This is a genomic window from Kitasatospora sp. GP82 (assembly GCF_029892105.1).
Classification (GTDB): Bacteria; Actinomycetota; Actinomycetes; order Streptomycetales; family Streptomycetaceae; genus Kitasatospora.
This window is the reverse complement of sequence record NZ_JARZAJ010000046.1, coordinates 24,816-50,882: the sequence shown is the minus strand read 5'-3', so window position 1 is coordinate 50,882 and position 26,067 is coordinate 24,816. Positions and strand designations below refer to the sequence as shown.

Below are 26,067 nucleotides of genomic sequence, written 5' to 3'. Positions count from 1 at the left end.
CCGCTGGTGGGCACCTACATCCAGATGTTCCTCTTCGGCGGCGAGTTCCCCGGCACCGACATCGTGCCGCGGTTCTTCACCATCCACGTGCTGCTCATCCCGGGCATCATGCTGGGCCTGCTGGTGGCGCACCTGATCCTGGTCTTCTACCACAAGCACACCCAGTGGGCGGGCCCGGGCAAGACCGAGAAGAACGTCGTCGGCATGCCGCTGATGCCGGTCTACATGGCCAAGGCCGGTGGCTTCTTCTTCCTGGTCTTCGGCATCATCGCGGCGATCTCCGCGATCGCGACGATCAACCCGATCTGGGCGTACGGCCCGTACCGTCCCGACCAGGTGTCCACCGACGCCCAGCCCGACTGGTACATGGGCTTCTCCGAGGGTCTGATCCGCGTCATGCCGGGCTGGGAGGTCCGGGCCTGGGGCCACACCCTCAACCTGGGTGTCTTCGTCCCGCTGATGATCTTCCCGTTGGTCCTGGTCGCCATCGCGGTCTACCCGTTCATCGAGAGCTGGATCACCGGCGACAAGCGCGAGCACCACATCCTGGACCGCCCGCGCAACGCCCCGGTCCGCACCGCTCTGGGCGCCGCCTGGATCAGCGAGTACCTGGTCCTGCTGATCGGTGGTGGCAACGACCTGTTCGCCACGCACTTCCACCTGTCGCTCAACTCGATCACGTACTTCGTCCGGGCCGGCTTCTTCGTCGTGCCGGTCGTGGTCTTCTTCATCACCAAGCGCTGGTGCCTCGGCCTCCAGCGCCGCGACAAGGAGAAGGTGCTGCACGGTCGCGAGACCGGTGTCATCAAGCGCCTGCCGCACGGTGAGTTCGTCGAGGTCCACGCCCAGCTGCCTCAGGACAAGCTGTACAAGTACGTGGCCCACGAGCAGCACCAGCCGCTGGAGATCCCGGCCCAGGTCGACGGAAACGGTGTCGAGCGCAAGGTCGGCCGCCTGGAGAAGACCCGCGCCAAGCTCTCCCAGGGCTACTTCGGCGAGGGTGGCCAGATCCCCAAGCCGACGGCGGAGGAGCACCACGAGATCACCAGTGGCCACGGCCACCACTGATCCCGCGCGGCAACGCCGCTGATCGCCACCTGAGGGCCCCCTGCCCGGCAACCGCCGGGCAGGGGGCCCTCGGCTGTTCCCCACGGGCAGCCGGAAAGCCGATCGGGTACGGGCGTACCGGTCATCGCGGGCACAATGGGACCCAACAACCCGTCAGGAGCCCGTCAGTGCAGCTGAGTATCGACCACGCATCCGCCACTCCCCCGTACGAGCAGGTCCGCGCCCAGATCGCCGAACAGGCCCGCAGCGGCGCTCTCCCGGCCGGTCTGAAGCTGCCGACCGTCCGCGCCCTGGCCGAACAGCTCGGTCTGGCCGCCAACACGGTGGCCCGCGCCTACCGGGAGCTGGAGGCCGACGGAGTGGTCGAGACGCACGGCCGACGGGGCACCCTGATCGCCGCCGTCGGCGACACCGCACACCGACTGGCCGCCACCGCGGCCGCCGAGTACGCCGACCGCGCTCACCGCCTCGGTCTCTCCCGCGACGAGGCGGTGAGCGCGGTCCACAGCGCTCTCAGGCTGGTGTACGGGGCCTGACGGGTCCCACTCGGGGCCCGTGCACTCTCAGGGCGCGGTCACCGTCCGCGAGAGATCGGCCGGGCGGGCCCTGCTAGATCTGCGGCAGCAGAACACCCGGCACAGCGGTGTCCTCGGCCCTGCCAGCCGTGTTGACGGTCCTGCCGAGGGCGCTGTGTTTGACCCACTCCCCCCAGGAGACATTCCAGTCGCCGAAGCCGTTCCCGAACGGCTCCATGGTCTTGCCCAGGCTGTTCACCACCTGGACGACGTCCCCGACCCGGGTCGCCCCGAAGAACCACCTGGCGTTCTCGGTGCTCATCCCGGTACACCCGTGGCTGACGTTCTCCACGCCCTGCCAGGCCACCGACCAGGGCGCGGCGTGCACGTACTCACCGCTCCAGGTGACCCGGGTGGCCCAGTGGACGTCCATGTCGAACGCCTCGCTGCTGCCTTCCGCGATGCCGATCGTCTCGCTCTTCATCCGGACGGTCGACTCCTGACCGAGCACCACCTTGATGCCGTTGCGGGTGGAGTACCCGGGCTTGCCGGTGGTGACCGGGATAGTGTTGATCACCTCGCCGTTGCGCCGGTACGTCAGATAGTCCGCGGCAGCGTCGATCAGGACCTCCACCCGGTCACCGATCCGGATCGAGCGGCTGACCGGGTCGCCCACGTACAGGCCGTCCGCGATCAGGCCACCGGGCCGGTCGAAGCTCAGCTTGATGGTGGCGTGGGCGGGCCAGTACTTCTCCGGTCTGAAGTGCAGATTTCTGTCGTCCACCCAGTACCAGGCGCCCGTCACGGCGGGCTCGGAGACCACTCTGAGGCTCCGCTCGACCTCCTTCCGGGAGGCGCTGTCCTTGATCGGCTCGGAGAGCTTGACGGTGAGCGGCTGACCGACGCCGTACAGGCCCTTGCCGCTGGAGTCCGGGCCGAGCTCGGCGGTCAGCTTGGCCCGGCCCGGCGCGGTGGCGACGGGGGCGGTGAACTCGCCCCGACCGCCCTCCCCGTTGTCGGCGGCGACCCGGACCAGGTACTTGGTGCCGGCCCACAGCAGTCCTGTGGTCTGCCAGCTCCGCTGGTCGTCGGCGAGCTTCCCGGCCACTTCCTGGCCCTCGGGGCCGATCAGGGTGACATCGGTGAGCCTGCTGCCCGGCTCGGCCGTCACCGTGAGGGGCTTGGTGGGGTCCACGCCCTCCGCCGCCGGGACATGGACCAGCGGACGGACATCCACGGTTCCGGCCCCGAACGGGCCGCCGGCCCCTCCCGTGCACCCGGCCCCGACCAGCGGAGTCAGGACCAGAAACGCCACTATGACCGCCCGTCGGCGGGCCACTCCGTGCATGCCGCTCAACGCTGCCTCCAGGGCTCAGAGTCACACAGGGGTTTCGACTATGTAGCCCGAGCCTAGGAAGACACCTGTGAAGCGGCATCCTGTCGACCGGCACCGGTGAACCGAACGAGTGAGCGATACACCCCGGTGGGCTCAGGCGACGGCAGAACGGCGCCGGGCCGGACATCCCTTCGGGGGTGTCCGGCCCGGCGCCGTTGGGTGAGAGGCGAACCTACTGGTTCTGGTTCTCGCCCCGGTAGAACTCGAAGACCCAGCCGTACAGGCCGATCAGGATGATCGGGATCGACCAGAACATCAGCCACCAGCCGAAGATGACGCCCAGGAAGGACAGCGCGCCACCGACCGCCAGCGAGAGCGGCTGCCAGCTGTGCGGTGCGAAGAAGCCCATCTCACCGGCGTCGTCCGCGACCTCGGCCTCGGGGTTGTCACCCGCGCCGCTGTCCACCCGGCGGGCGGTGAAGGCGAGGTAGTAACCGATGAAGGCGCACAGGCCGAAGGCCAGGAAGAGCGCGGTGGTACCGGCCGCCTCCTTGGCCCAGAGGCCGTAGGTGATGGCGATCGCCAGAACGAAGACGGCGAGCCCCAGGAAGATCTTGCCCTGTTCCTTCATCAGGCGTCGCCACCCTTCTTGCCCTTGCCCAGCGACGGGCGGTCGTACTGCGCGGGGGTCACACCTTCGAAGTGCTTGGCCGGCTCACCGTGGTTCTCAAGGTAGTCCAGCGCGGCGATCTCCGGGTGGTGCAGGTCGAACGCCGGGGATTCGGAGCGGATCCGGGGCAGGGTGAGGAAGTTGTGCCGCGGCGGCGGGCAGGAGGTCGCCCACTCCAGCGAACGGCCGTAGCCCCACGGGTCGTCGACCTGGACCTTCTCGCCGTACTTGGCGGTCTTCCAGACGTTGTAGAGGAACGGCAGGATCGACAGACCGAGCAGGAAGGAGCCGATGGTGGAGACGGTGTTCAGCGTGGTGAAGCCGTCCGAGGCCAGGTAGTCCGCGTAACGACGCGGCATGCCCTCGGCACCCAGCCAGTGCTGCACCAGGAAGGTGGCGTGGAAGCCGATGAACAGCGTCCAGAAGGTGATCTTGCCAAGGCGCTCGTCGAGCATCTTGCCGGTCATCTTCGGCCACCAGAAGTGGAAGCCGGCGAACATCGCGAACACGACGGTGCCGAAGACCACGTAGTGGAAGTGGGCCACGACGAAGTACGAGTCCGAGACGTGGAAGTCGATCGGCGGGGAGGCCAGCAGAACACCGGTCAGACCACCGAAGAGGAAGGTGACCAGGAAGCCGACCGTCCAGAGCATCGGGGTCTCGAAGCTCAGCGAGCCCTTCCACATGGTGCCGACCCAGTTGAAGAACTTCACACCGGTCGGGACCGCGATCAGGAAGGTCATGAAGGAGAAGAACGGCAGCAGCACCTGTCCGGTGACGTACATGTGGTGTGCCCACACCGTCACGGACAGACCGGCGATCGCGATGGTGGCCGCGATCAGACCGGAGTAGCCGAACATCGGCTTACGGCTGAAGACCGGGATGATCTCCGAGATGATGCCGAAGAACGGCAGCGCGATGATGTACACCTCGGGGTGGCCGAAGAACCAGAAGAGGTGCTGCCAGAGCAGTGCGCCACCGTTGGCCGGGTCGAAGACGTGTGCCCCGAACTTGCGGTCCGCCTCCAGGGCGAACAGCGCGGCCGCGAGGACCGGGAAGGCCAGCAGGACCAGCACGGCGGTCAGCAGGGTGTTCCAGACGAAGATCGACATCCGGAACATCGTCATGCCGGGCGCGCGCATGCAGATGATGGTGGTGATGAAGTTGACCGCACCGAGGATCGTGCCGAAGCCGGAGAAGGCCAGACCCATGATCCACATGTCGGCGCCGACACCCGGCGAGCGGACGGCGTCCGACAGCGGCGAGTACGCGAACCAGCCGAAGTCGGCCGCACCCTGCGGGGTGAGGAAGCCGGCCACCGCGATGACCGAGCCGAACAGGTACAGCCAGTAGGCGAACATGTTCAGACGCGGGAACGCGACGTCAGGAGCGCCGATCTGAAGCGGCATGATCCAGTTCGCGAAACCGGCGAACAGCGGCGTCGCGAACATCAGCAGCATGATCGTGCCGTGCATCGTGAACGCCTGGTTGAACTGCTCGTTCGACAGGATCTGCGTCCCGGGACGAGCCAGCTCGGCGCGCATGACCAGGGCGAGGATGCCACCGATCAGAAAGAACGCGAACGAGGTACCGAGGTACATCGTGCCGATCGTCTTGTGGTCGGTGGTGGTCAGCCACTTGATGATCGTGGAACCAGGCTTGCGGGTCCGTGTGGCCCCGCCGACCGCGACCCCGGAAGCCCCGCCTGCGGCGGCAGGCTCGTTGAGGATAGTCACTTCTCACCTTCAATGCCCGTGATGCCGGAGGGCACCGCGCCGCTCTGGCCCTTGGCCCGGAGCTCCTTCAGGTGCTGCTCGTACTCGTCGTGCGAGACCACCTTGACGTTGAACAGCATCCGGGAGTGGTCGACGCCGCAAAGCTCGGCGCACTTGCCCCGGAAGGTACCGTACGAGGTCGGAGTGACCTCGAAGCTGTTGACCAGACCCGGCACGACGTCCATCTTCATCATGAAGTTGACGGGCCAGAAGTCGTGGATGACGTCCCGCGAGGTGAGGCGGAACTGCACCGTCTCGTTGATCGGCAGGTACAGCGTCGGCGCCTCCTTGGGAGTGCCCACGTCGTACGCGGCGTCGGTGTTCGCCGGGTCCGGGTTCTCGGTGTTCTCGTAGTTGAACGCCCAGCTCCACTGGAAGCCCACCACGTTGACGAAGTGCTGCGGCTTGGCAGAGGTCTGGGTCAGCCGGGACTCGTCACGGGCGACGAAGTAGAACAACACCGAGACGATGACGATGGGGACCGCGGTGTACAGCGCCTCGATCGGCACGTTGTACCGGGTCTGAGCCGGGATCTCCACCTTGGTGCGGCTGCGCCGGTGGAAGATCACGCTCCAGATGATCAGACCCCACATCAGTACGCCGACTGCCAGCGCCGCGATCCACGAGCCCTGCCACATGTGGAGGACCAGGGGGCCTTCCTTGGTGACGGGCGACGGGAGGCCAAGCCTGGGCAGGTCATTGGCCGAGCAGCCGGTAGCGGTCGCGATGACGAGGCCCAGTGCCAGCGCCTGAGGCAGCTTCCGCCGCATCGTGCGCCGCGGCGAGCGGTCGGAGCCGTTGGGACTCACGTAGCGCCTTCCCGAAGTCTCGCCCGCGATCGCGTCGCCCCCGGGAGTACTGTGCGCCTCCCCGGCAACCCGGCCACGGGCACGGTTTGAATGCTTATGCGGGCCAAACCCTACTCCAGGCTTATGCGCTCCTGACGGGCAGGTCCCGCTAACGCGCCGCCCGGCTACCCGATCAGCCCCGGCAGGGACGGATTCGCAGGTCACCGTGGGCATTCGAGCCTCGCACACCCAATCGTGGGATGGCACTGCGACACCTGGGTGACGGACCGTCGGGCCTCCGCGAATCGGACAAACGGGGTGATCGCCGAGGCGCGGCGGCCCGGTCGGCTGACGGTGAATGAGACAGGGATACTGTCGGACGTGTCCTACTTCGACGTGGCTTCGACCGCACCGCTGCACCCCGTCGCCCGGCAGGCGCTGAACGCCGCGCTGGAGGAGGGGTGGGCCGACCCGGCCCGGCTGTACCGCTCCGGGCGACAGGCCAGGATGCTGCTTGATGCGGCCCGCGAGACGGTGGCCGAGGTGCTGGGGGCACGTCCGGACGAGGTCTCCTTCACCGCAAGCGGCACCCAGGCCGTCCAGCTGGGCATCCTGGGTGCGCTGGCGGGCCGCCGCCGGACAGGCCGTCACCTGGTGCACTCCGCCGTGGAGCACTCCAGCGTGCTGCACACCGCCGAACTGCACGCCGCCTCGGGCGGCGAGGTGAGCGAGGTCGCCGTCGACCGCCACGGTCTGGCCGCCGCCCAGGACTTCGCCGCCGCCGTCCGTCCGGACACCGCACTCGCGGTGCTGCAGTCCGCCAACCACGAGGTCGGTACCGTCCAGCCGGTCGCCGAGACCGCCGACGCGATCGGCGGGGTGCCGCTGCTGGTGGACGCCGCACAGAGCGTGGGACGGCTGCCGGTGCCGTCCGGGTGGTCGCTGCTGACGGCCAGTGCGCACAAGTGGGGCGGCCCGGCCGGGGTCGGGGTGCTCGCCGTCCGCAAGGGCGTCAGGTACGCCTCGCCGCTGCCCTCGGACGAGCGCGAGGGCGGCCGGGTGCCCGGCTATGTCAATGTGCCCGGGATCGTGGCGGCGGCGGCCTCACTGCGAGCCGTCCGGGCCGAGGCCGAGCGGGAGAACGTCCGGCTGCATGCGCTGGTGGACCGGATCAGGACCCAGGTGCCCCGGCTGGTGCCGGAGGTGGAGGTGGTCGGCGATCCGGTCCGGAGGCTGCCGCACCTGGTCACCTTCTCCTGCCTCTACGTGGACGGCGAGGTGCTGCTGACCGAGCTGGACAGGGCCGGTTTCGCGGTCTCCTCCGGCTCCTCCTGCACCTCCAGCACGCTGATGCCCAGCCATGTGCTGGCGGCGATGGGTGTGCTGACCGAGGGCAACATCCGGGTCTCGCTCCCCTACGGCGTGCCCGAGGCGGACATCGACCGCTTCCTGTCCGTGCTGCCCGACGTGGTGGCGGGTGTCCGGGCGCCGCTGGGGCTTGATCTGCCGGCCCCCGAGCCCGTGCAGGACACGCTGGTGCTGGACGCCCTCGGCAAACGGTGTCCGCTGCCGGTGATCGAGCTGGCCAAACGGATCGGCGAGGTGCCCGTGGGCGGAACGGTCGCGGTGCTCGCCGACGACGAGGCTGCCCGGCTGGACATCCCGGCCTGGTGCGAGATGCGCGGGCAGGAGTACCTGGGCGAAGCCCCGGCCGCCGACTACGGGCGCGACCGGGGCTCGGTCTACCTGGTCCGAAGGGTCGGCTGACCCGGTCGGCCGGGAGGCGCCCCTGGGCGTCCCGGCCGACCGATGCCCTACTTGACCAGCTCGGCGCGGACCTCGGCGGCGGCGTCGTCGCCGTAGGCCACGGCGAAGCGCTCCAGGAAGTGGCCGTGGCGCAGCTCGTACTCCTGGGTGCCGACGGTCTCGATCACCAGGGTGGCGAGCATGCAGCCGAGCTGGGCGGCGCGCTCCAGGCCGAGGCCCCAGGACAGGCCCGCCAGGAAGCCGGCCCGGAAACCGTCGCCGACGCCCGTCGGGTCGGCCTTGCGCTCTTCGACGGGGCAGCCGACGGTGACGTCCGGCTCGCCCTGGCGCTGGATCCGGACGCCCTTGGCGCCCAGCGTGGTGATCCGGGTGCCGACCCGGCGGAGGATCTCGTCCGAGTTCCAGCCGGTCTTGGACTCGATCAGCGCGGCCTCGTACTCGTTGGTGAACAGGTACGCGGCGCCGTCCACGATCTCGCGGATGTCGTCGCCCTCCAGGCGGGCCAGCTGCTGCGAGGGGTCGGCGGCGAAGGCGTAGCCGCGGGTGCGGCACTCCTGGGTGTGCCGCACCATCGCGGCCGGGTCGTCGGCACCGATCAGGACCAGGTCAAGGCCGCCGACGCGGTCGGCGATCGGCTTGAGCTCGATGTTGCGGGCCTCGGCCATCGCACCCGTGTAGAAGGAGGCGATCTGGTTGTGGTCCTGGTCCGTGGTGCACATGAAGCGTGCGGTGTGCCGGGTCTCGGAGATGTGCACCGAGTCGGTGTCGACGTTGTTGCGCTGCAGCCAGCTGCGGTACTCGTGGAAGTCCGCCCCGGCCGCGCCGACCAGGATCGGGCGCAGGCCGAGCACACCCATGCCGAAGGAGATGTTCGGGGCCACCCCGCCGCGGCGGATGTCCAGGGTGTCCACCAGGAACGACAGCGAAACCGTGTGCAGCTGCTCGGCGACCAGCTGGTCGGCGAAGCGCCCCGGGAAGGTCGTCAGGTGGTCGGTGGCAATCGAGCCGGCGACGGCGATGCGCACGAAGGTCTCCTCAGGTGGCATGGGCCGGGAAAACTGTTGACAGAACCCTCCAACGGTACCCGGCGACACCCCGGTGCCTGAACCGGCTATTCGGCCACTCGTACGAGTACTACCCCGGGGTAGCTCTGGCTTGGGGCCCGGAGGCGTCCTAGGGTCGCAGTCAGGGGGGACGTCTGGCCCTCAGGTCCGTGGCAGTGTCGCCACGGCTCGGCGATCGGAGCGATGAGACCGATGATGCCCAACCCGCCTGCTCTGCGGCCCGCCGCACCCCGGCCCGCCGCCCGCTCCTGGACGGGTGATGTCGAGGCCGAGTCCCTCGACGCCCTGGTCAGCTCCTCCCGGCGGCTCGGCCGGTTCTGGCCGCCGCTGGGCATTGCGCCGCAGAGCGCGGACGCCGCCCGCCCGTCCGGGGTCTCGGTGCCCGCGCGCGCCCAGCTGCTGGTGGCCGACATGGCCGAGTACGGGAGCTGAGCCGCACTTTCGGCAGGCCCTGTCCGCCCGCCAGGAGCGGCCGGACAGGGCCTGGGAACCGGATTCGCCCGGGGCACGTCAGATCCGCGCAGCGCCGCTTTGGTGGCGGAGCGCGAGCCCTCGGGAGGAAGTCGGAGCATGGACGAGAACACCTCAGTCGTACCGGTCAGGACCGTGCGCGGGCGAGCTCGGCGACGGGCGACAGCCCTGGCCGGACTGATGCTTGCCATAGGCGCGGTCGCCGCATGCGGGCCCAAGGGATCCACCTCGGCCTCGGACACGGCCGTCGGCACCCCGGCGAGTCCCTCGCCCACCACGGCGGCGTCCTCCGCCGCGGCCCCCGCCCCGAGTGCGAGCCCGACCCCGGCGCCGAGTACCTCGCCGAGCGGTCCCGGCATCGCCGTCGGCGAACCCGCGCCGGTCAAGCTGCCCGCGCTCGCCTACCAGGCGCAGGACGACCAGCTGACGGTCTGGTTCTACAGCGGCGTCTGCGACAAGTACGGCCTGAAGGCGGACGAGTCCAAGCAGGGTGAGGTGGACGTCCGGGTGGTGGTCACCCAGACGGCTCCGCGCGGCCAGGAGTGCCCGGCCCTCGCCAAGCGCAACTCGGTGACCGCCAAGCTGAGCCAGCCGCTGGCCGGCCGCAAGGTGGTCGACATCGCCACCGGACAGACCCTGTCGATGGACCCGCCCCCGATCGGCGGCCCGCAGTAGCGGTGCGCCCCGGCGACGGCGACAGCGGCAGGGACAACGGCGGCGGCCCCCGGGATCACCCGGGGGCCGCCGCCGTTCCAGCTACCGCGAGGCTTAGCTGAACGAGTCGCCGCAGGCGCAGGAGCCGGTGGCGTTCGGGTTGTCGATGGTGAAGCCCTGCTTCTCGATGGTGTCGACGAAGTCGACCGTTGCACCGCCCAGGTACGGGGCGCTCATCCGGTCGGTGACGACCTTGACGCCGCCGAAGTCCTTGACGACGTCGCCGTCGAGCGAGCGCTCGTCGAAGAACAGCTGGTAGCGCAGGCCGGAGCAACCACCCGGCTGCACGGCCACGCGCAGCGCGAGGTCCTCACGGCCCTCCTGCTCAAGCAGGCCCTTGACCTTGGCCGCCGCGGCATCGGTGAGGAGGATGCCACTCTCGACAGTGGTCTCGTCCTGGACGGTCATGCTTACTCCCGGTCTGTGACGACAATGTGCCGCCAGTGCCAACCAGCGGCCTCCCGGATTCATTTCCGGTCGGTGGTCCTGTCGGAGAGCGGCTCGAACAGCCGACTCCCCACGCACCCATGCTCGCACACCCCGGGTACTTGGTGAGCGTCCGATCCGGGCAAAGCGGTACCGGACGGCGACCCGGACGGCCAGGATGGAAGGCGTGATCATTCGTCAGCTCCAGGACACCCCGGCCGACGCGCTCGCCGTGCAGTGCATCGCCCGGGCCAGCTTCGGGGACCTGCTCGGGATCGCCGGGACCGAACCGGACGACGAGCGCGCCACCGCGCAGCAGCTGGCCCGTACCCGGCATCTGGTCCAGTCCGATCCCGAGGGCTGCTGGATCGCCGAGCAGGACGGCGAGGCCGTCGGTGCGGCCCTGTCGATGCGGCGCGAGGGGGTGTGGCTGCTCTCGCTGTTCGTGGTGCTGCCGAGCGCGCAGGGCAAGGGGGTCGGCCGACTCCTGCTGGACCGCGCGGCGGCGTACGGGCGGGGCTGCCTGCGCGGGATGCTGTGCGCCTCTCCGTCCCCGGCGGCCGCCCGCCGCTACCGTCGCGCCGGGTTCACGCTGCACCCGGCGATGGCGCTCAGGGGGAAGGTGGACCGCTCCGGGCTGCTCGACCCTGGCGACATCCCGGTGCACCCCGGTAATGCGACCCACCTGCATCTGCTCGACTCGGTCGACCGGCGGCTGCGCGGCTCGGCGCACGGGATCGACCACGAGTACATGCTGGCCCACTACGAGGACCTGCTGATCGCGGACACCCTGGCGGGCAGCGGCTACTGCTATCGGAACGGTGGCCGGGTCAGGCTGCTCGCGGCGACCTCCAAGCGGATCGCGACCCGGCTGCTGCGGGAGGCGCTGGCCCGAGTGCCCGACGGGGAGGAGGCTGTGGTGGATTTCCTCACCGCCGAGCAGGAGTGGGCCGTCGATGTCGGTCTGGAGCTGGGCCTCAGCCTGCAGACCCGGGGCTACCTGGCGCTGCGGGGGATGCGGCCGCCCGCGCCGTACATCCCCAGCGCGGGCTTCCTCTGACGCAAGCGTGAACGCAACAGGGGCGCGGGAGGGGGTGGTCACGCCATGGTGTCGAGGATCTCCTGGACCATCTCCATGGTGGTGCCCGGGTGGAGGAAGGCGAAGCGGGCGACGGTCTCGCCGTCCCAGCCGGTCGGGGTGACGAAGCCGATCTGGTCCGCGAGCAGCTGCTGCGACCAGCGGTAGTAGTCGTCGTTGGTCCAGCCCTTGCGGCGGAAGCAGACTGCGGAGAGCTGCGGGTCGTGCAGCAGTTCCAGGTGCTCGGTGTCCCGGATCACCTGGGCGGTCTCCTGGGCCAGCTTCAGGCCCTCCTCGATCGCGTCCGTGTACGCCTGGGTGCCGTGCACCGCCAGCGAGAACCAGAGCGGCAGGCCGCGCGCGCGCCGGGTCAGGTGGTAGGCGTAGTCGGTGGGGTTCCACTCGTCGCCCTCGGTGTGCAGCACGTCCAGGTAGGAGGCGTCCTGGGTGTGCACGGCGCGGGCCAGCTGGGGGTTGCGGTAGATCAGCGCGGCGCAGTCGAACGGGGCGAACAGCCACTTGTGCGGGTCGACCACGAAGGAGTCGGCGTGCTCGACGCCGTTGTAGCGCTCGCGCACCGAGGGGGCGAAGAGTCCGGCGCCGCCGTACGCGCCGTCCACGTGGAACCACAGGCCGCGCTCGCGGGTGACCTCGGACAGGCCCTGGAGGTCGTCGACGATGCCCTCGTTGGTGGTGCCGGCGGTACCGACGACGGCGATCACCGTCTCGGGGGTCGGGTCCGCGGCCAGGGCTGCCCGCAGGGCCTCGCCGGTGAAGCGGCGGTCGACGGTCGGGACCACGAATGCCTCGACACCGATGATGTTGAAGGTGTTCTTGACCGAGGAGTGGACCTGGTCCGCGACGGCGATCCGCAGCCGGGCCTCCGGGCCCACGCCGAGCTTGCGGCGGGCCACGTCGCGGGCGACGACCAGGGCGGAGAGGTTGCCCGCCGAGCCGCCGGAGACGAAGGTGCCACCGGCCGTCTCGGGCAGGCCCGCGCGGTCGGCGATGAGGCGCAGCACCTGGTTCTCGGCGGCGATGGCACCGGCCGCCTCCAGCCAGGAGATGCCCTGCAGGGAGGCGCAGGAGACCACCATGTCGAAGAGCAGCGCGGCCTTGGTCGGGGCGCAGGGTATGAAGGAGAGGTAGCGCGGGCTGTCGGCGGAGATGACGGCCCGGGAGAGCTCGTGGTCGTAGAGCTTGAGCACGTCGGCCGCGTTGTTGCCGTGCTCGTTGAGCAGGCCTGCCAGGTGGCTGCGCAGGTGCTCGCCGTCACCCGGGTGGTCGAGCGGCACGGGGTCGTACTGCAGCCGCTCGCGCATGTAGTCGAATACCAGGTCGACCAGTTCGTTGTCGGGCCGGTGCATGCGGTTCGGGGCTGCGGACACGGGTGTCCCTCTCGCTGTGGGGTGTCAGGGAGGCCCGGGGCGCGTGGGGCCGTCCGGACATGATCAGCGTAGGCAGCGGCCCGGTCGCCGCGCGCGTCGGAACGGGGCTGGTCAGGCAGGATTCGGGCGTGTTCGGGAGGTCGAACGCAGGATTCCTGCGCCCGGTTGCTTCGGACGGGCTAGCCGATCAGCTGGGAGAGCACCACTGAGCTGCGGCTGCGCTGGACGCCGGGTTCCTTGCGGATGCGTTCGATGACGGCTTCCAGGTGGCGGGTGTCGGCGGCTCTCAGGTGCACCAGGGCGTCCGGGTCGCCGGTCACCGTCCAGGCGGCGACCACCTCGGGGAACTGCCGCAGGCTGGCCAGCAGCTCCTCCGGGGATGTGCGGGCGCGGCAGTAGATCTCGACGAACGCCTCGGTGCGCCAGCCGAGCAGGGCGGGGTCGAGCACCACGGTGAAGCCGCGGACGACGCCTCGGGCCCGCAGCCGGTCGATCCGGCGGCGGACGGCGGTGGCGGAGAGGTTGGCGAGCAGGCCGATCTCGGCGTAGGAGGCCCGGCCGTCCCGGCTGAGGTGTTCCAGCAGCAGTCGGTCGGTCTCGTCCAGCAGCGACGCCCCGCCGAGGTCTGCCGGTCGGTGCGTGCTCATGGGTGGTGGCTCCACGGGTGTCGTGCGGCTCTGGTCGTCCGTCGCGGGATGGGCGGCGGGCTGCGCCGCCGACAGGGGGTGCCGGCCGGGCGGCGGATGGGTGGTGGGACGGTTCCGCAGTGGTGTCCGCAGAAACGTCACACCGCCATATTCTGGCGAAAAGTCTTAATCAGTCCACCAGGAGGACGATCTTGCCCCTGGTCCGGCCCTCGGCGTTCAGTGCCTGGGCGCTGGCCGCCTGCGCCAGCGGGAAGGTCGAGGCCACCGGTACGGTGAGCCTCCCCTCGTCGGCCAGGCGGGCCAGTTCGGCGAGGTCGGCCGCGTCCGGGCGGACGAAGACGTACCGGCCGCCCTTGGCGACCACGCCGTAGTCGGCGATCGAGGCGATCCGGGCCGGGTCGGCGACCAGGCGGAGCGAGACGTCCACGGCCCCGCCGCCGATCAGGTCGAACGCCGCGTCCACTCCCCCGGGGGCGAGCGCCCTGACCCGGTCGGCCAGGCCCTCCCCGTACGCCACCGGCTCGGCGCCGAGGTTGCGCAGATAGACGTGGTTGCGCTCGCTCGCGGTGCCGATCACCCGGGCGCCGAGGGCCTTGGCGATCTGGACCGCCAGGCTGCCCACGCCGCCCGCCGCCGCATGGATCAGCACGGTCTCCCCCGCCTGCACCCGGAGTGCCCTGACCAGCCCCTGGTAGGCGGTGAGTCCGGCCAGTGGGAGGCCCCCGGCCTGAGCCCAGCCGAGGGCGGCGGGCTTGAGCGCGAGCGTACGGACCGGCGCGGAGACCAACTCGGCGTAGGTGCCGTGCTCCACCGAGTCCTTGCGGACGTAGCCGATCACCTCGTCGCCGGGCCTGAACTCGGTGACCGCGCCGCCGACCGCCTGGACCACCCCGGCCAGGTCCCAGCCCATGATCAGCGGGAAGTGGACGTCCAGCATCCCGTCCAGGTACCCCTCACGGATCTTCCAGTCCACGGGGTTGACCCCGGCGGCCTTCACTCGCACCAGCACCGAGTCAGGGCCCACCTTGGGATCGGGGAGTTCGGTGTACTCGACGACCTCGGGGCCGCCGTACTGCCTGATCGCGATTGCCTTCATGGCACCAGCCAACGCGATCACGCTCCGGTATCAATCCGGCCACGCCGGACAGACCCCGGGAAGCTGCCATACCGGTGAGCGGTTCTCATCACATCGACACGATGGCCATCGTCAGAGTGACGCTAACCGGTTATCATCAATAGCGTCAGATAGACGAGAAGGCTGATTGAAACCGATCGGCCGCACAGGAGGGCACCCGCCCGTGACCACCACCACAGAGACCTACGGCGTCGACCCCGACCCGACGCCCCTCGCGCTGCTGCTGCTCGGCCGCCAGGCCGACCCGAACAGCGAGCGCGGTGTCGAGTGCCCCGGCGACCTGCCCGCCGCCTCCGACCCCGGCCTTGTCGAGCGCGCCCGCGCCGCCAAGGCCGCGCTCGGCGACCGCGTCTTCATCCTGGGCCACCACTACCAGCGCGACGAGGTGATCGAGTTCGCCGATGTCACCGGCGACTCCTTCAAGCTGGCCCGTGACGCCGCCGCCCGCCCGGAGGCCGAGTACATCGTCTTCTGTGGTGTGCACTTCATGGCCGAGTCGGCGGACATCCTGACCAGTGAGGCCCAGCAGGTCGTGCTGCCCGACCTGGCGGCCGGCTGCTCGATGGCCGACATGGCCACCGCCGAGCAGGTCGCCGAGTGCTGGGACGTGCTGACCGAGGCCGGGATAGCGGACGTGACCGTCCCGGTCTCGTACATGAACTCCTCGGCCGACATCAAGGCGTTCACGGGTAAGCACGGCGGCACCATCTGCACCTCCTCCAACGCCAAGCGCGCCCTGGAGTGGGCCTTCGAACAGGGCGAGAAGGTGCTCTTCCTGCCCGACCAGCACCTCGGGCGCAACACCGCCGTGCTGGAGATGGGCTTCTCGCTGGACGACTGCGTGCTCTACAACCCGCACAAGCCGAACGGTGGTCTGACCGCCGAGCAGCTGCGGAACGCCAGGATGATCCTCTGGCGCGGGCACTGCTCGGTGCACGGCCGCTTCAGCGTGGACTCGGTGAACGAGGTCCGCGAGCGGATCCCCGGCGTGACCGTGCTTGTGCACCCCGAGTGCAAGCACGAGGTGGTCAACGCCGCGGACATGGTCGGCTCGACCGAGTACATCATCAAGGCACTGGACGCCGCCGAGCCCGGTTCCAAGTGGGCCATCGGCACCGAGCTGAACCTTGTCCGCCGCCTGGCCAAGGCGCACCCGGACAAGGAGATCGTCTTCCTGGACCGTACGGTCTGCTTCTGCTCGACCATGAACCGGATCGACCTCCCGCACCTGGTCTGGGCGCTGGAGTCGCTGGTCGAGGGCCGGGTGCCGAACGTGATCACCGTGGACCCGGAGACCGAGAAGTACGCCAAGGCCGCGCTGGACCGGATGCTGGCCCTGCCGTAGTCCGCACGCCAAAGGGCGGGCCCCCGCTCGGGGAGCCCGCCCTTTGCTGTGTCAGCCGTTACTCCGGGAGACCGGGGATCAGCCCGTCTCCCTCGCTCCGCAGCATCTCGGTGACCTCGGCGATCGTCGCCTCGACATTCGGAAGGATGAGATCGGACGGCTCCAGCGCGTCGTCCGGCAGTGGGGTTCCGTACTGCTTCACCGCATCGAGCAGTTTGCCCAGCGCGGCCCTGAAGTGTTCCTCGTCCCCCGCCTCCAGCGCGGTGAGCAGCTCGTCGTCGAGCTGGTTCAGGTGGTTCAGGTGGTCGTCTCCCACCCGGAACTGCCCCTCACCCATGACCCTCATGATCATGCCGGTGCGTCTCCCTGTGTCGTTGCAGCTCGGTCGTTGCGGCTCAGGTCACTTCTTGTAGTTGATGGTGGGGGGCGTGTCCTGCGGGGTGGCGGTCTGCTTGCCCTGCTCGATCGCCTGCGGGGCCGAGGCCGGGCTGCCGCCCGTCAGCTCCGCCTTCATCCGGGCCAGCTCCAGCTCGACGTCGTTGCCACCGGCCACCCGCTCCAGCTCGGCCTCGATGTCGTCCTTGCGGCCCAGGCCGCTGGCGTCGTCGAGCGCACCCGAGGCGAGCAGCTCGTCGATCGCACCGGCGCGCGCCTGCATCTGGGCGGTCTTGTCCTCGGCCCGCTGGATGGCCAGGCCGACGTCGCCCATCTCCTCCGAGATCCCGGAGAAGGACTCCGCGATCCGGGTCTGGGCCTGGGCGGCGGTGTAGGTGGCCTTGATGGTCTCCTTCTTGGTACGGAAGGCGTCCACCTTGGCCTGCAGGCGCTGGGAGGCGAGCGTGAGCTTCTCCTCCTCGGCCTGCAGCTGCTGGTACTGCGTCTCCAGGTCGGTGATCTGGGACTGGAGGTTGGCCTTGCGGCTCAGGGCCTCACGGGCGAGATCCTCACGGCCCAACGAGAGCGCCTTGCGGCCCTGGTCCTCGTACTTGGCGGACTGCTGCTGCAGCTGCGTCAGCTGGAGCTCCAGGCGCTTGCGCGAGGTGGCCACGTCGGCGACACCCCTGCGGACCTTCTGCAGCAGTTCGAGCTGCTTCTGGTAGGAGTAGTCGAGCGTCTCGCGCGGGTCCTCTGCCCGGTCCAGGGCCTTGTTCGCCTTGGAGCGGAAAATCAGCCCCATACGCTTCATGATTCCGTCGCTCATGGGCCTCGGGTGCCCCCTTCTCGGGCCTGCGGTTCCGTCTCGTGCTGACAACCTTGAGTGTAGGTGCAGCGGGCTACTGCACGCAGTGCACCTGCCCGCTACAAGACTGCTACAGCTCTCGCCACCGGAGCCTCATCCCAAGGGTGGATACCGCCCTGGTTCATGATCCACCGCGGGTAGGGGTTCCCGTAAGGGGCAGGTGTGGAGGCCCTGTGCCGGATTCGATATCGGTTTGGGTCCAACAGCGCGGCAACAAGGCGTTTGCCAGCACGTACGCTGGTGGTGTGTTCCGACGCCGCTCAGATGATGCCTCCTCCGCCACCGCAGTGGCCGAGCAGGACGAGACGACCCCCCGCCACCCCGAGGCGCCGAAGGGCCGCCCCACCCCCAAGCGCAGCCAGGCCGAGGCCGGCCGCCGCAGCCGGGTGAGCGTTCCCAAGGACCGCAAGGAGGCTGCCCGCCAGTCCCGCGAGCGGATGCGCATCGAGCGGGAGAAGCAGCGCACGGCGCTGCTGGAGGGCGACGAGCGCGCCCTGCCGGCCCGTGACAAGGGCCCGGTGCGACGCTTCGCCCGTGACTACGTCGACTCTCGCTGGTCGATGGCCGAGTTCTTCCTGCCGTACGCCGTCGTCGTGCTGGTCCTCAGCATCATGAAGGTGCCGACGCTGCAGCTGATCTCCACCATGCTGTTCCTGCTGTTCTTCGTCATGGTCATCCTGGACTTCGTCCGCCTCGGCCTCGGCCTGCGCAAGGCCCTGGCCGAGCGCTTCCCGAACGAGAACACCCGTGGCGCGGTCGCGTACGCGCTGATGCGCACCCTGCAGATGCGGCGCCTGCGGCTGCCCAAGCCGAAGGTCAAGCGGGGCGAGCGGCCCTGACCGCCGAGGCGGCTGAGCCGCAGTCGTACTGGGCCTCTCCCGCTTGGCCGGAGGGGCCCGGTCTGTATCCCGTGCCCGGCGCGCTGCCGGGTGCGCTGCCCGCCGCCGCGCCCGGTGCGCTGCCCGGTCAGGGGGCGGGCGGGCACGACCGGCTGCCGGTCACCCGGCCGGTCGGACAGCCGGGGATGTCCTGGCTTCAGAGCCAGGGCGGGCTGCGCAACCTGGTCCGGCAGGAGCTGGTCGCCCGGCAGCTCGCCGAGCAGCTGGCCGGACGGACGGCCCTGCGCGTACTGGACGTCGGCTGCGGCCAGGGCACCCAGGGACTGCGCCTCGCCCGGGCGGGCCACCTGGTCACCGGTCTCGACCCGGACCCGGTCACACTCGGCGCCGCCCAGGCCGCGCTGGCGGCCGAACCGCCCGAGGTGCGCGAGCGGGTGCGGCTGCTGGGCGGGGACGGGCACCAGTGCGGTCGCTGGTTCGGGCCGCGCAGCTTCGATGTGGTGCTCTGCCACGGCGCCCTGATGTACCTGCCCGACCCGGACCCGATGCTCGCCTCGCTGGCCCGGATGCTCGCCCCCGGCGGCGTCCTGTCGCTGCTGGTGCGCAACGCGGACGCGCTCGCCATGCGCCCCGGCCTCGCCGGCGACTGGCGGGCAGCGCTGCACGCCTTCGACAGTCCCCGCTACACCGACCAGCTCGGCCGGCCCGCCCGCGCCGACCACCTCGCCGACCTGGCCACCACGCTGGCCGGGATATCGGTACCACTGCGGCACTGGTACGGCGTGCGGGTGTTCACCGACGGCACGCCGGAGGAGGCCGCGCCGGTGGACGGGCGGCAGCTGGCCCAACTGCTGGACGCCGAGGAACGGGCCGGACGCGAGGACCCGTACCGGCGGGTGGCGTCGCTGCTGCACGTCATCGGCGCGAAAGCCCACTAGGCCGCGCAGGGCGCGCCCTGAGAGCGCGGAACGGCTGTCCCGCGCCCCCGATGGTCACTCGGCGTGCAGGCTCATCGTGTAGATCTCGCGCCCGTCGTCCAGTAGCGCGGCCTGGTCGGCGCCGTCCTCCAGCAGCTGCTTCCACGCCTCGCCGATCCAGGACTCCGCGTCGCCCTGGCTGGAGAACTCCTCCTGCTCACCGGGCGGGGTGACCAGGGTTCCGTCCGCCTTCTCGTACCGCCATGTGAACACCATGCCGGGCTCCTCCCGCCTCGGGCCATCACCATCGGACACTTCGCTGTCGTGCGCCGCGTTACTGCCGTGCACCGCGTTGCCGTTGCGCACACTAGCGTGCCCGGCCGGCTCGCCCTCATGCCTCGTCAGGCAGGATGTGGGCCATGGCACTCCCCCGCACCCTGATCCTCGGCGGCGCCCGCTCCGGCAAGTCCACCCGCGCCGAGCAGCTGCTCGCCCCGTACGAGGACGTGCTCTACGTCGCCACCGGCGGCACCCGCGACGGCGACCAGGAGTGGGCCCAGCGGGTCGCACTGCACCGCGAGCGGCGGCCCGCGAGCTGGCGTACGGCGGAGACCTGTGAGCTGGTGGCCGTACTCGGCGACCCGGAGGACGGCGCACCGGTCCTGATCGACTGTCTGGCGCTGTGGCTGACCGCCGTGATGGACGAGTGCGGCGCCTGGGACGACGCGGTCTGGGCCGACGGCGGCGAGCGGGTGGTACAGCAGCGCTGTGACGAGCTGGCCGAGTCCTGGCGGCTGACGCGACGCCAGGTGATCGCGGTCAGCAACGAGGTCGGCATGGGAGTCGTCCCCGCGACCGCCGCCGGGCGGCGCTTCAGGGACACCCTGGGACGGCTCAACATGGCGGTGGCGGACGCCTCGGAGCGCGTCCTGCTGGTGGTCGCCGGGCAGGTGCTGACCGTCAAGCCTGCGGCGGGCTGAGGCCGACCGGCAATAGGGAGCGCGGGTCCTCCACCCGCGCTCCCTATTGCCGGTCGGTCCAAGAACCTCTGCCGATTGAGGGGTGGGTGAAGGAGCGGCGGGCTGTGAGGGCAGCCACCGCGTGGCGGCCGGTGCCGTGTAGATTTCCGCTCGATGGACACCACCGTGGATCTCGATACCTTCTCCTCACTCGTCGAGCGCCCTGACGAGAGCGCCCGCCGAGCCGCCGAGGAGCGTTGGCAGCAGCTCGACAAGCCGCGCACCGGCCTCGGGCAGCTGGAGGAACTCGGCAGCTGGCTGGCCTCGGTACAGGGCAGATCGCCGGTGCAGCCGCTGTCCGCCGCCAAGGTGCTGCTCTTCGCGGGCGACCACGGCGTGGCCTCGCTCGGCGTCTCGCGGCCCGGCAGCCCCAGCACCGAACAGCGGGTGCACGCGGTGCTCGACGGCACCGCCCCCGTCGCCGTGCTGGCCCACCGCTACGGCGCCGAGGTGCGGGTCGTCGACATGGCCGTCGACGCCGCCCCCGGGACCTTCCCGGCCGAGGTGGAGCACCGGAGGGTACGCCGCAGCTCCGGCCGGATCGACGCGGAGAACGCGATCAGCCCCGAGGAGGCCGCCCGCGCCTTCCAGATCGGCATGGCGATCGCCGACGAGGAGGCCGACGCCGGGACGGACCTGGTGGTGCTCGGCGACCTCGGGGCCGGCTCGACCACCGTCGCCGCCGTACTGATCGGCGCGCTCTGCGGCACCGACGCGGCGGCGGTGACCGGGCGCGGCTCCGGCATCGACGACCGGGTGTGGATGGTCAAGTGCGCGACCGTACGCGACTCGCTGCGCCGGGCCCGCCCCGTACTGGGCGACCAGCTGGCGCTGCTCGCGGCGGTCGGCGGCGCGGACTTCGCGGCGATCACCGGCTTCCTGCTGCAGTCCGCCGTGCGCAGGCTGCCGGTGGTGCTGGACGGTGTGGTGTCGGCCGCCTGCGCGCTGGTCGCGCAGCGGATCGCGTTCCGGGCCCCCGAGTGGTGGCGGGCCGGACAGGCCACCGGTGAGCCCGCCCAGGCGAAGGCGTACGACCGGCTGACCCTGACGCCGCTTCAGGACCTGGGCGTCTCGATGGGCGAGGGCGTGGGCGCACTGCTGGCCCTGCCGCTGCTCCAGGCCGCCTCCGACACCCTGGCCGAACCCGCCGAGGTGCTGGCGATCACCCGGTCAGCCGCCGCGCCGAAGGAGCCACCGCGCCTGCCCACCGCAGCGGAGCTGCTGAGCCGGGGCTAGGCCCGCTCCACGGACGGCAACTGTGCAGTGCCTCAGGGGCCCGGGCCCTGCTCGGCCAGTGCATCCGCGCAGTCCCCGCGCCCCTGACGTACTGCACAGTTGCCGCGCGAGCAGTGCTCCACGGAGGTGGGCGAAGCCCCGCGTCCGCTGCTCGGCCGACCATTGATCCGCGGGACAGGACCCAAGCCGTTGCCTCGATCCACATCTGACGCAGTACCGCCCGAGGGCCCCGCGGATCAGCGGTCGGCAGAGGCCGGGGCGGCACGGGTGGACGGTGCGTCGTGGGCGGAGGGGGTGCGGTTCGCCTTCGGGACCCTGTCGGTGCTTCCGGTGCGGGTCGAGCGGTGGGACCGGGCGGCGGCGGGGCGGGCGATGCTCTGCGCTCCACTGGTCGGGCTGGTCCTCGGGGCCCTCGCGGCGGGTGCCGGGGCGGTGGTCGGCTGGCGCGCGGGCGGTCTGCTCGGGGCGGTGGCGGCCGTCGCCGTACCGGCCTGGCTCACCCGGGGGCTGCACCTGGACGGTCTGGCCGACGTCGCCGACGGGCTCGGCAGCGGGAAACCGTCCGAGGACGCCCTGCGCATCATGAAGCAGTCGGACATCGGCCCGTTCGGCGTACTCACCCTCGTGCTGACTCTGCTGACCCAGATCACCGCCCTGGCCGGGCAGTTCACCGGTTCCCTGCAGCACGGCGCCCTGGCCGTCGTCACCGCCGCCGTGGCCGCCCGCTGTGCGCTGGCCTGGGGCTGCCTGCGGTCGGTGCCCGCCGCCCGGCCCGGCGGCCTGGGCGCGATGGTCGCCGCGACCGTGCCCCGCACCGGGGCACTCGCCGTCTCCGCGCTCGCCGCACTCGCCCTCGGCGCGGCTGCCTGGGCGGACGGCTGGGCGGCACTCCGCTACCCGGGTGCACTGCTGCTCGGCCTCCTCGCCTCCCGGCTGCTGCTGAAACGCTGTGTACGGAGGTTCGACGGCATCACCGGGGACGTACTCGGCGCACTGGCCGAGACAGCGGCCACTGCGGCCCTGCTCACCCTGGCCCTGACCGAATTGTGACGATACGTCAAGGCTGCCGACCGGTCCGCCCGCTGGGCCGACGGGGGCCGATCGCGAGACCAGCGGCACCCGTTCGGCACAGGACGGCGCCGGTACCGAGGGCGGCGTGATCCCACCATGCGGACTACCATGCGGGGGAGCACCGTAGCCCTGCGCCCTGTTCCAGCGGAGCACGCCGGGGTTATGCCGGTGCGGCACCGGTGCCGTACCCGGCTGTGGACCGCGAAAGAACAGGACTCATTTACGTGACTGCATTGTCTGTGAGCACCTCCTCCGCCGCCTCGCTGCGCGCGGACGCCCTGGTGATCGGCGTGGGCAAGGGCCCGAAGGGCCTCGTGGTGGCCCCCGGCGCCGAGGCCGTGGCCGAGGCGTTCGAGGGCAAGCTGGCCGAGGTCCTCAGCACCCTGGGCGCGACCGGCGCCGAGGGCGAGTCGGTCAAGCTCCCCTCCCCCGCCGGCCTGAAGGCCGCCCTGATCCTGGCCGTCGGCCTCGGCGAGCCCTCCGACGAGGGCTACGGCCAGGAGGCGCTGCGCCGCGCGGCCGGTGTCGCCGCCCGCACCCTGTCCGGTGTCAAGAAGGCCGCGCTGGCCCTCCCGGCCGCCTCGGCCGAGGAGTTCGAGGCGGTCGCGCTCGGCGGCCTGCTCGGTTCGTACAGCTACACCACGTACAAGGTCTCCGAGAACGGCAAGGCTCCGGTCGGCGAGCTGGTCCTGCTGACCGACCGCAAGGGCAGCAAGGACGTCAAGGCCGCCGTCGAGCGCGCCGCGGCGATCGGCGAGGAGATCAACCGCGCCCGCGACCTGATCAACGCCGCCCCGAACGACCTCAACCCGAAGTCCTTCGCCGCGATCGCCCAGGCGGCCGGCAAGGAGCACGGCCTCAAGGTCGAGGTGCTGGACGAGAAGGCGCTGACCAAGGGCGGCTTCGGCGGCATCCTGGGCGTCGGCACCGGCTCGGACAACCCGCCCCGCCTGGTGAAGATCTCCTACACCCACCCCAAGGCCAAGGCCACCCTCGCCTTCGTCGGCAAGGGCATCACCTACGACTCGGGCGGCATCTCGCTGAAGCCGGCCGGCCACAACGAGACCATGAAGTGCGACATGTCCGGCGCCGCCGCCGTGTTCGCCGCCGTGGTCGCCGCCAAGCGCCTGGGCCTGGCCGTCAACATCACCACCTGGCTCGCCCTGGCGGAGAACATGCCGTCCGGTTCGGCCACCCGCCCGGGTGACGTGCTGAAGATGTACGGCGGCAAGACCGTCGAGGTCCTCAACACCGACGCCGAGGGCCGTCTGGTGCTCGCCGACGCGATCGTCCGCGCCGGCGAGGAGAACCCGGACGTGATCGTGGACGTCGCCACCCTGACCGGCGCCATGATGATGGCCCTGGGCAACCGCACCTTCGGTGTGATGTCCAACAGCGACGAGCTGCGCAACCGGCTGCACGCCACCGCCGAGGAGGTCGGCGAGCAGTCCTGGCCGATGCCGCTCCCGGCGGACCTGCGCAAGGGCATGGTCGAGTCCACCATCGCCGACCTCGCCAACATGGGTGAGCGGATGGGCGGCGGCCTGGTGGCCGGCCTGTTCCTGAAGGAGTTCGTCGCCGACGGCATCGACTGGGCGCACCTGGACATCGCCGGTCCGGCCTTCCACGAGGGCGCCCCGTTCGGCTACATCCCCAGGGGCGGCACCGGCAGTGCCATCCGCACCCTGGTCCGCTTCGCCGAGGACACCGCGAAGTCCTGAACCGCGCCCCGGCGCCAGCCATGAGGGGGTCCGACGCCATTGGGCGTCGGACCCCCTTCGCATTCCGAGTTACCTGCCAGTAATACAGTTCGTCACATCGTGGGACCGTGTTCGCCCGGGGCGAAACTTTCTTCCGCACGGTGGAACCGCCCAGGTCCACGATCGGCCGAGGCCTCCCGCATCCGACCGGCGACACCCCTGTGAGCTGCGACGATACCCAGACGATCGGTACATTCCGCCCATTCGTTCGAGTCCATAGGGCCCCGCCGAGGCAGCCCGGGACATCAGCCGCCGCGAACAAGTGCGAAGATGTATTTCCGGCATGACTGGGCGCCTTACAAAGGCTTCCCGACCCCACCGGACCGTGACCGGCCCGGCGAACCGCACCCCTTTGCATGGAGGACGTGACGTGGCGAACGACGCCAGCACCGTTTTCGACGTAGTCATTCTCGGAGGCGGAAGCGGCGGTTACGCCGCGGCGCTCCGCGCCGCTCAGCTGGGGCTGAGTGTTGCGCTGATCGAGAAGGGTGAGCTGGGCGGCACCTGCTTGCACCGCGGCTGCATCCCCACCAAGGCACTGCTGCACGCGGCAGAGATCGCCGACGAGACCAAGGAAGCCGCCGAGTTCGGCGTCCTGGCCACCTTCCAGGGCATCGACATCAACGGTGTCCACAAGTACAAGGACGACGTCGTCGCCGGCCTGTACAAGGGCCTTCAGGGCCTGGTGGCCTCGCGCAAGGTCCACTACATCCAGGGCGAGGGCCGCCTCTCCGCGCAGACCTCGGTGGATGTCAACGGCCAGCGGATCGAAGGCCGCCACATCGTCCTCGCCACCGGTTCGGTGCCGAAGTCGCTGCCTGGCCTGACCATTGATGGCGACCGGGTCATCTCCTCGGACCACGCCCTCAAGCTGGACCGCATCCCGAAGTCGGCCGTCATCCTCGGTGGTGGCGTGATCGGCGTCGAGTTCGCCTCGGTCTGGAAGTCCTTCGGCGTCGACGTGACCATCGTCGAAGCGCTGCCGCACCTCGTCCCGCTCGAGGACGAGAACTCCTCGAAGCTGCTGGAGCGCGCCTTCCGCAAGCGCGGCATCAAGTTCGAGCTCAAGGCCCGCTTCTCCGGCGTCGAGTACACCGAGACCGGTGTCCGCGTCTCCACCGAGAACGGCAAGCAGATCGACGCCGACCTGCTGCTCGTCGCCATCGGCCGCGGCCCGGTCTCGGCCGGCCTCGGTTACGAGGAGAACGGCGTCGCCATGGACCGTGGCTACGTCCTGGTCGACGAGTACATGCGCACCAACGTGCCGAGCATCTCGGCCGTCGGCGACCTCGCCCCGACCCTCCAGCTCGCCCACGTCGGCTTCGCCGAGGGCATCCTGGTCGCCGAGCGGCTGGCCGGCCTCAAGCCGGTGCCGATCGACTACGACGGTGTGCCGCGCGTGACCTACTCCAACCCCGAGGTGGCCTCCGTCGGCATCTCCGAGGCCAAGGCCGTGGAGCTGTACGGCAAGGAGAAGGTCGTCACGCTCAAGTACAACCTGGCCGGCAACGGCAAGAGCAAGATCCTGAAGACCGCCGGTGAGATCAAGCTGGTCCAGGTGAAGGACGGCGCCGTGGTCGGCGTCCACATGGTCGGCGCCCGCATGGGCGAGCAGGTCGGCGAGGCTCAGCTGATCTACAACTGGGAGGCCCTGCCGGCCGAGGTCGCGCAGCTCATCCACGCGCACCCGACCCAGTCCGAGGCCCTCGGCGAGGCGCACCTGGCGCTGGCCGGCAAGCCGCTGCACGCGCACGACTGATCGCGGCTCTTACTTCCCCCCATTCCCGTACGCAAGACT

General features: G+C 70.4%; 25 protein-coding genes and 1 pseudogene. 14 read left to right on the top strand and 12 right to left on the bottom strand.

Translation table 11 applies throughout. The annotated features are described in order from the left end of the window. Both P3T39_RS31365 and P3T39_RS31360 read left to right on the top strand, forming a co-directional pair. A partial coding sequence (locus P3T39_RS31365) for a cytochrome b N-terminal domain-containing protein (protein ID WP_280702609.1) occupies positions 1-1,068 on the top strand: 1,068 nt, incomplete at its 5' end. A 167-nt stretch (positions 1,069-1,235) separates the two neighbouring features. Beyond that, positions 1,236-1,604 (top strand): GntR family transcriptional regulator, encoded by a 369-nt coding sequence (locus tag P3T39_RS31360; protein ID WP_280702608.1) that lies wholly within the window; start codon positions 1,236-1,238, stop codon positions 1,602-1,604. A gap of 73 nt (positions 1,605-1,677) precedes the next feature. Here P3T39_RS31360 and P3T39_RS31355 read toward each other — a convergent pair whose 3' ends face one another. The 4 genes from P3T39_RS31355 to coxB form a co-directional block, all read right to left on the bottom strand. Next, a complete protein-coding gene (locus tag P3T39_RS31355) occupies positions 1,678-2,931 on the bottom strand; it encodes an Ig-like domain-containing protein (RefSeq protein ID WP_280702613.1) in 1,254 nt (417 codons plus the stop codon). A 220-nt stretch (positions 2,932-3,151) separates the two neighbouring features. Beyond that, positions 3,152-3,550, bottom strand: coding sequence for a cytochrome c oxidase subunit 4 (locus tag P3T39_RS31350; protein ID WP_280702607.1), 399 nt, complete (start codon positions 3,548-3,550; stop codon positions 3,152-3,154). Then, the gene (gene ctaD, locus P3T39_RS31345) at positions 3,550-5,325 is read right to left on the bottom strand and encodes a cytochrome c oxidase subunit I (protein WP_280702606.1); all 1,776 of its coding nucleotides are present in this window, start codon (positions 5,323-5,325) and stop codon (positions 3,550-3,552) included. Before ctaD ends, P3T39_RS31350 begins: the two co-directional genes overlap by 1 nt. Then, positions 5,322-6,173 carry a cytochrome c oxidase subunit II gene (gene coxB, locus P3T39_RS31340; RefSeq protein ID WP_280702605.1) on the bottom strand — a complete coding sequence of 284 codons (852 nt, stop codon included), beginning with the start codon at positions 6,171-6,173 and terminating at the stop codon, positions 5,322-5,324. The genes ctaD and coxB overlap by 4 nt, the downstream gene beginning before the upstream one ends. Before the next feature lie 360 nt (positions 6,174-6,533). Between coxB and P3T39_RS31335 the strand changes: the two genes are divergently transcribed. After that, positions 6,534-7,919 carry a cysteine desulfurase/sulfurtransferase TusA family protein gene (locus P3T39_RS31335; protein WP_280702604.1) on the top strand — a complete coding sequence of 462 codons (1,386 nt, stop codon included), beginning with the start codon at positions 6,534-6,536 and terminating at the stop codon, positions 7,917-7,919. Between the two features lie 47 nt (positions 7,920-7,966). On the opposite strand, the gene P3T39_RS31330 is transcribed toward P3T39_RS31335, so the two are convergent. Then, on the bottom strand, positions 7,967-8,944 hold the full coding sequence (locus P3T39_RS31330) for a carbohydrate kinase family protein (RefSeq protein ID WP_280702603.1): 978 nt from the start codon (positions 8,942-8,944) through the stop codon (positions 7,967-7,969). Between the two features lie 234 nt (positions 8,945-9,178). Here P3T39_RS31330 and P3T39_RS31325 point away from each other — a divergent pair, with 234 nt between their 5' ends. Beyond that, positions 9,179-9,415, top strand: coding sequence for a hypothetical protein (locus P3T39_RS31325; RefSeq protein WP_280702601.1), 237 nt, complete (start codon positions 9,179-9,181; stop codon positions 9,413-9,415). A 138-nt stretch (positions 9,416-9,553) separates the two neighbouring features. Beyond that, positions 9,554-10,129 carry a hypothetical protein gene (locus tag P3T39_RS31320; RefSeq protein WP_280702600.1) on the top strand — a complete coding sequence of 192 codons (576 nt, stop codon included), beginning with the start codon at positions 9,554-9,556 and terminating at the stop codon, positions 10,127-10,129. Positions 10,130-10,222: 93 nt separating this feature from the next. Here the strand turns inward: P3T39_RS31320 and P3T39_RS31315 are convergent, their stop codons facing one another. Then, a complete protein-coding gene (locus P3T39_RS31315) occupies positions 10,223-10,576 on the bottom strand; it encodes an iron-sulfur cluster assembly accessory protein (protein WP_030269055.1) in 354 nt (117 codons plus the stop codon). Positions 10,577-10,781: 205 nt separating this feature from the next. On the opposite strand from P3T39_RS31315, the gene P3T39_RS31310 reads away from it, so the two are divergent. Next, a complete protein-coding gene (locus P3T39_RS31310) occupies positions 10,782-11,654 on the top strand; it encodes a GNAT family N-acetyltransferase (RefSeq protein ID WP_280702599.1) in 873 nt (290 codons plus the stop codon). Between the two features lie 38 nt (positions 11,655-11,692). Here the strand turns inward: P3T39_RS31310 and P3T39_RS31305 are convergent, their stop codons facing one another. From P3T39_RS31305 to P3T39_RS31295, 3 genes are all read right to left on the bottom strand, one after another. Beyond that, complete coding sequence (locus tag P3T39_RS31305; RefSeq protein ID WP_280702598.1) at positions 11,693-13,060, bottom strand: pyridoxal-dependent decarboxylase; 1,368 nt, start codon at positions 13,058-13,060, stop codon at positions 11,693-11,695. Between the two features lie 179 nt (positions 13,061-13,239). Further along, the gene (locus P3T39_RS31300; RefSeq protein WP_280702612.1) at positions 13,240-13,668 is read right to left on the bottom strand and encodes an Lrp/AsnC family transcriptional regulator; all 429 of its coding nucleotides are present in this window, start codon (positions 13,666-13,668) and stop codon (positions 13,240-13,242) included. A 208-nt stretch (positions 13,669-13,876) separates the two neighbouring features. Beyond that, a complete protein-coding gene (locus tag P3T39_RS31295; protein WP_280702597.1) occupies positions 13,877-14,803 on the bottom strand; it encodes an NADP-dependent oxidoreductase in 927 nt (308 codons plus the stop codon). Between the two features lie 202 nt (positions 14,804-15,005). On the opposite strand from P3T39_RS31295, the gene nadA reads away from it, so the two are divergent. After that, positions 15,006-16,187 (top strand): quinolinate synthase NadA, encoded by a 1,182-nt coding sequence (gene nadA / locus P3T39_RS31290; RefSeq protein ID WP_280702596.1) that lies wholly within the window; start codon positions 15,006-15,008, stop codon positions 16,185-16,187. Positions 16,188-16,245: 58 nt separating this feature from the next. Here the strand turns inward: nadA and P3T39_RS31285 are convergent, their stop codons facing one another. Both P3T39_RS31285 and P3T39_RS31280 read right to left on the bottom strand, forming a co-directional pair. Then, positions 16,246-16,539: a hypothetical protein gene (locus P3T39_RS31285; RefSeq protein WP_280702595.1), complete on the bottom strand. Its 294-nt coding sequence runs from the start codon at positions 16,537-16,539 to the stop codon at positions 16,246-16,248. Positions 16,540-16,587: 48 nt separating this feature from the next. Then, positions 16,588-17,364, bottom strand: a complete 777-nt coding sequence (locus P3T39_RS31280; RefSeq protein ID WP_280702594.1) for a PspA/IM30 family protein — start codon at positions 17,362-17,364, stop codon at positions 16,588-16,590. A gap of 308 nt (positions 17,365-17,672) precedes the next feature. On the opposite strand from P3T39_RS31280, the gene P3T39_RS31275 reads away from it, so the two are divergent. Beyond that, positions 17,673-18,266, top strand: coding sequence for a DUF3043 domain-containing protein (locus P3T39_RS31275; RefSeq protein ID WP_280702592.1), 594 nt, complete (start codon positions 17,673-17,675; stop codon positions 18,264-18,266). Between the two features lie 185 nt (positions 18,267-18,451). After that, complete coding sequence (locus P3T39_RS31270) at positions 18,452-19,204, top strand: class I SAM-dependent methyltransferase (protein WP_280702611.1); 753 nt, start codon at positions 18,452-18,454, stop codon at positions 19,202-19,204. A gap of 54 nt (positions 19,205-19,258) precedes the next feature. Here the strand turns inward: P3T39_RS31270 and P3T39_RS31265 are convergent, their stop codons facing one another. Then, entirely contained in the window at positions 19,259-19,459 is a 201-nt protein-coding gene (locus P3T39_RS31265) for a hypothetical protein (RefSeq protein WP_280702591.1), read from the bottom strand. Positions 19,460-19,608: 149 nt separating this feature from the next. Between P3T39_RS31265 and cobU the strand changes: the two are divergent. The 5 genes and pseudogenes from cobU to lpdA form a co-directional block, all read left to right on the top strand. Further along, positions 19,609-20,163: pseudogene (gene cobU, locus P3T39_RS31260) on the top strand (bifunctional adenosylcobinamide kinase/adenosylcobinamide-phosphate guanylyltransferase); the annotation flags it as partial. Positions 20,164-20,316: 153 nt separating this feature from the next. Continuing rightward, a complete protein-coding gene (locus P3T39_RS31255) occupies positions 20,317-21,438 on the top strand; it encodes a nicotinate-nucleotide--dimethylbenzimidazole phosphoribosyltransferase (protein WP_280702590.1) in 1,122 nt (373 codons plus the stop codon). 267 nt (positions 21,439-21,705) lie between these two features. Then, positions 21,706-22,488: an adenosylcobinamide-GDP ribazoletransferase gene (locus P3T39_RS31250; protein ID WP_280702588.1), complete on the top strand. Its 783-nt coding sequence runs from the start codon at positions 21,706-21,708 to the stop codon at positions 22,486-22,488. A 245-nt stretch (positions 22,489-22,733) separates the two neighbouring features. Then, entirely contained in the window at positions 22,734-24,230 is a 1,497-nt protein-coding gene (locus tag P3T39_RS31245; protein WP_280702587.1) for a leucyl aminopeptidase, read from the top strand. Between the two features lie 409 nt (positions 24,231-24,639). Next, complete coding sequence (lpdA, locus tag P3T39_RS31240) at positions 24,640-26,028, top strand: dihydrolipoyl dehydrogenase (protein ID WP_280702585.1); 1,389 nt, start codon at positions 24,640-24,642, stop codon at positions 26,026-26,028. The last annotated feature ends 39 nt before the right edge of the window (positions 26,029-26,067 follow it).

Bases quoted from the DNA above. Each gene is read 5' to 3' on its own strand.
- P3T39_RS31355 (WP_280702613.1), bottom strand. From the start codon at position 2,931: ATGCACGGAGTGGCCCGCCGACGGGCGGTCATAGTGGCGTTTCTGGTC.
- P3T39_RS31350 (WP_280702607.1), bottom strand. From the start codon at position 3,550: ATGAAGGAACAGGGCAAGATCTTCCTGGGGCTCGCCGTCTTCGTTCTG.
- P3T39_RS31325 (WP_280702601.1), top strand. From the start codon at position 9,179: ATGCCCAACCCGCCTGCTCTGCGGCCCGCCGCACCCCGGCCCGCCGCC.
- P3T39_RS31320 (WP_280702600.1), top strand. From the start codon at position 9,554: ATGGACGAGAACACCTCAGTCGTACCGGTCAGGACCGTGCGCGGGCGA.
- P3T39_RS31315 (WP_030269055.1), bottom strand. From the start codon at position 10,576: ATGACCGTCCAGGACGAGACCACTGTCGAGAGTGGCATCCTCCTCACC.
- P3T39_RS31295 (WP_280702597.1), bottom strand. From the start codon at position 14,803: ATGAAGGCAATCGCGATCAGGCAGTACGGCGGCCCCGAGGTCGTCGAG.
- P3T39_RS31285 (WP_280702595.1), bottom strand. From the start codon at position 16,539: ATGATCATGAGGGTCATGGGTGAGGGGCAGTTCCGGGTGGGAGACGAC.
- P3T39_RS31280 (WP_280702594.1), bottom strand. From the start codon at position 17,364: ATGGGGCTGATTTTCCGCTCCAAGGCGAACAAGGCCCTGGACCGGGCA.
- P3T39_RS31270 (WP_280702611.1), top strand. From the start codon at position 18,452: ATGTCCTGGCTTCAGAGCCAGGGCGGGCTGCGCAACCTGGTCCGGCAG.
- P3T39_RS31265 (WP_280702591.1), bottom strand. From the start codon at position 19,459: ATGGTGTTCACATGGCGGTACGAGAAGGCGGACGGAACCCTGGTCACC.
- P3T39_RS31255 (WP_280702590.1), top strand. From the start codon at position 20,317: ATGGACACCACCGTGGATCTCGATACCTTCTCCTCACTCGTCGAGCGC.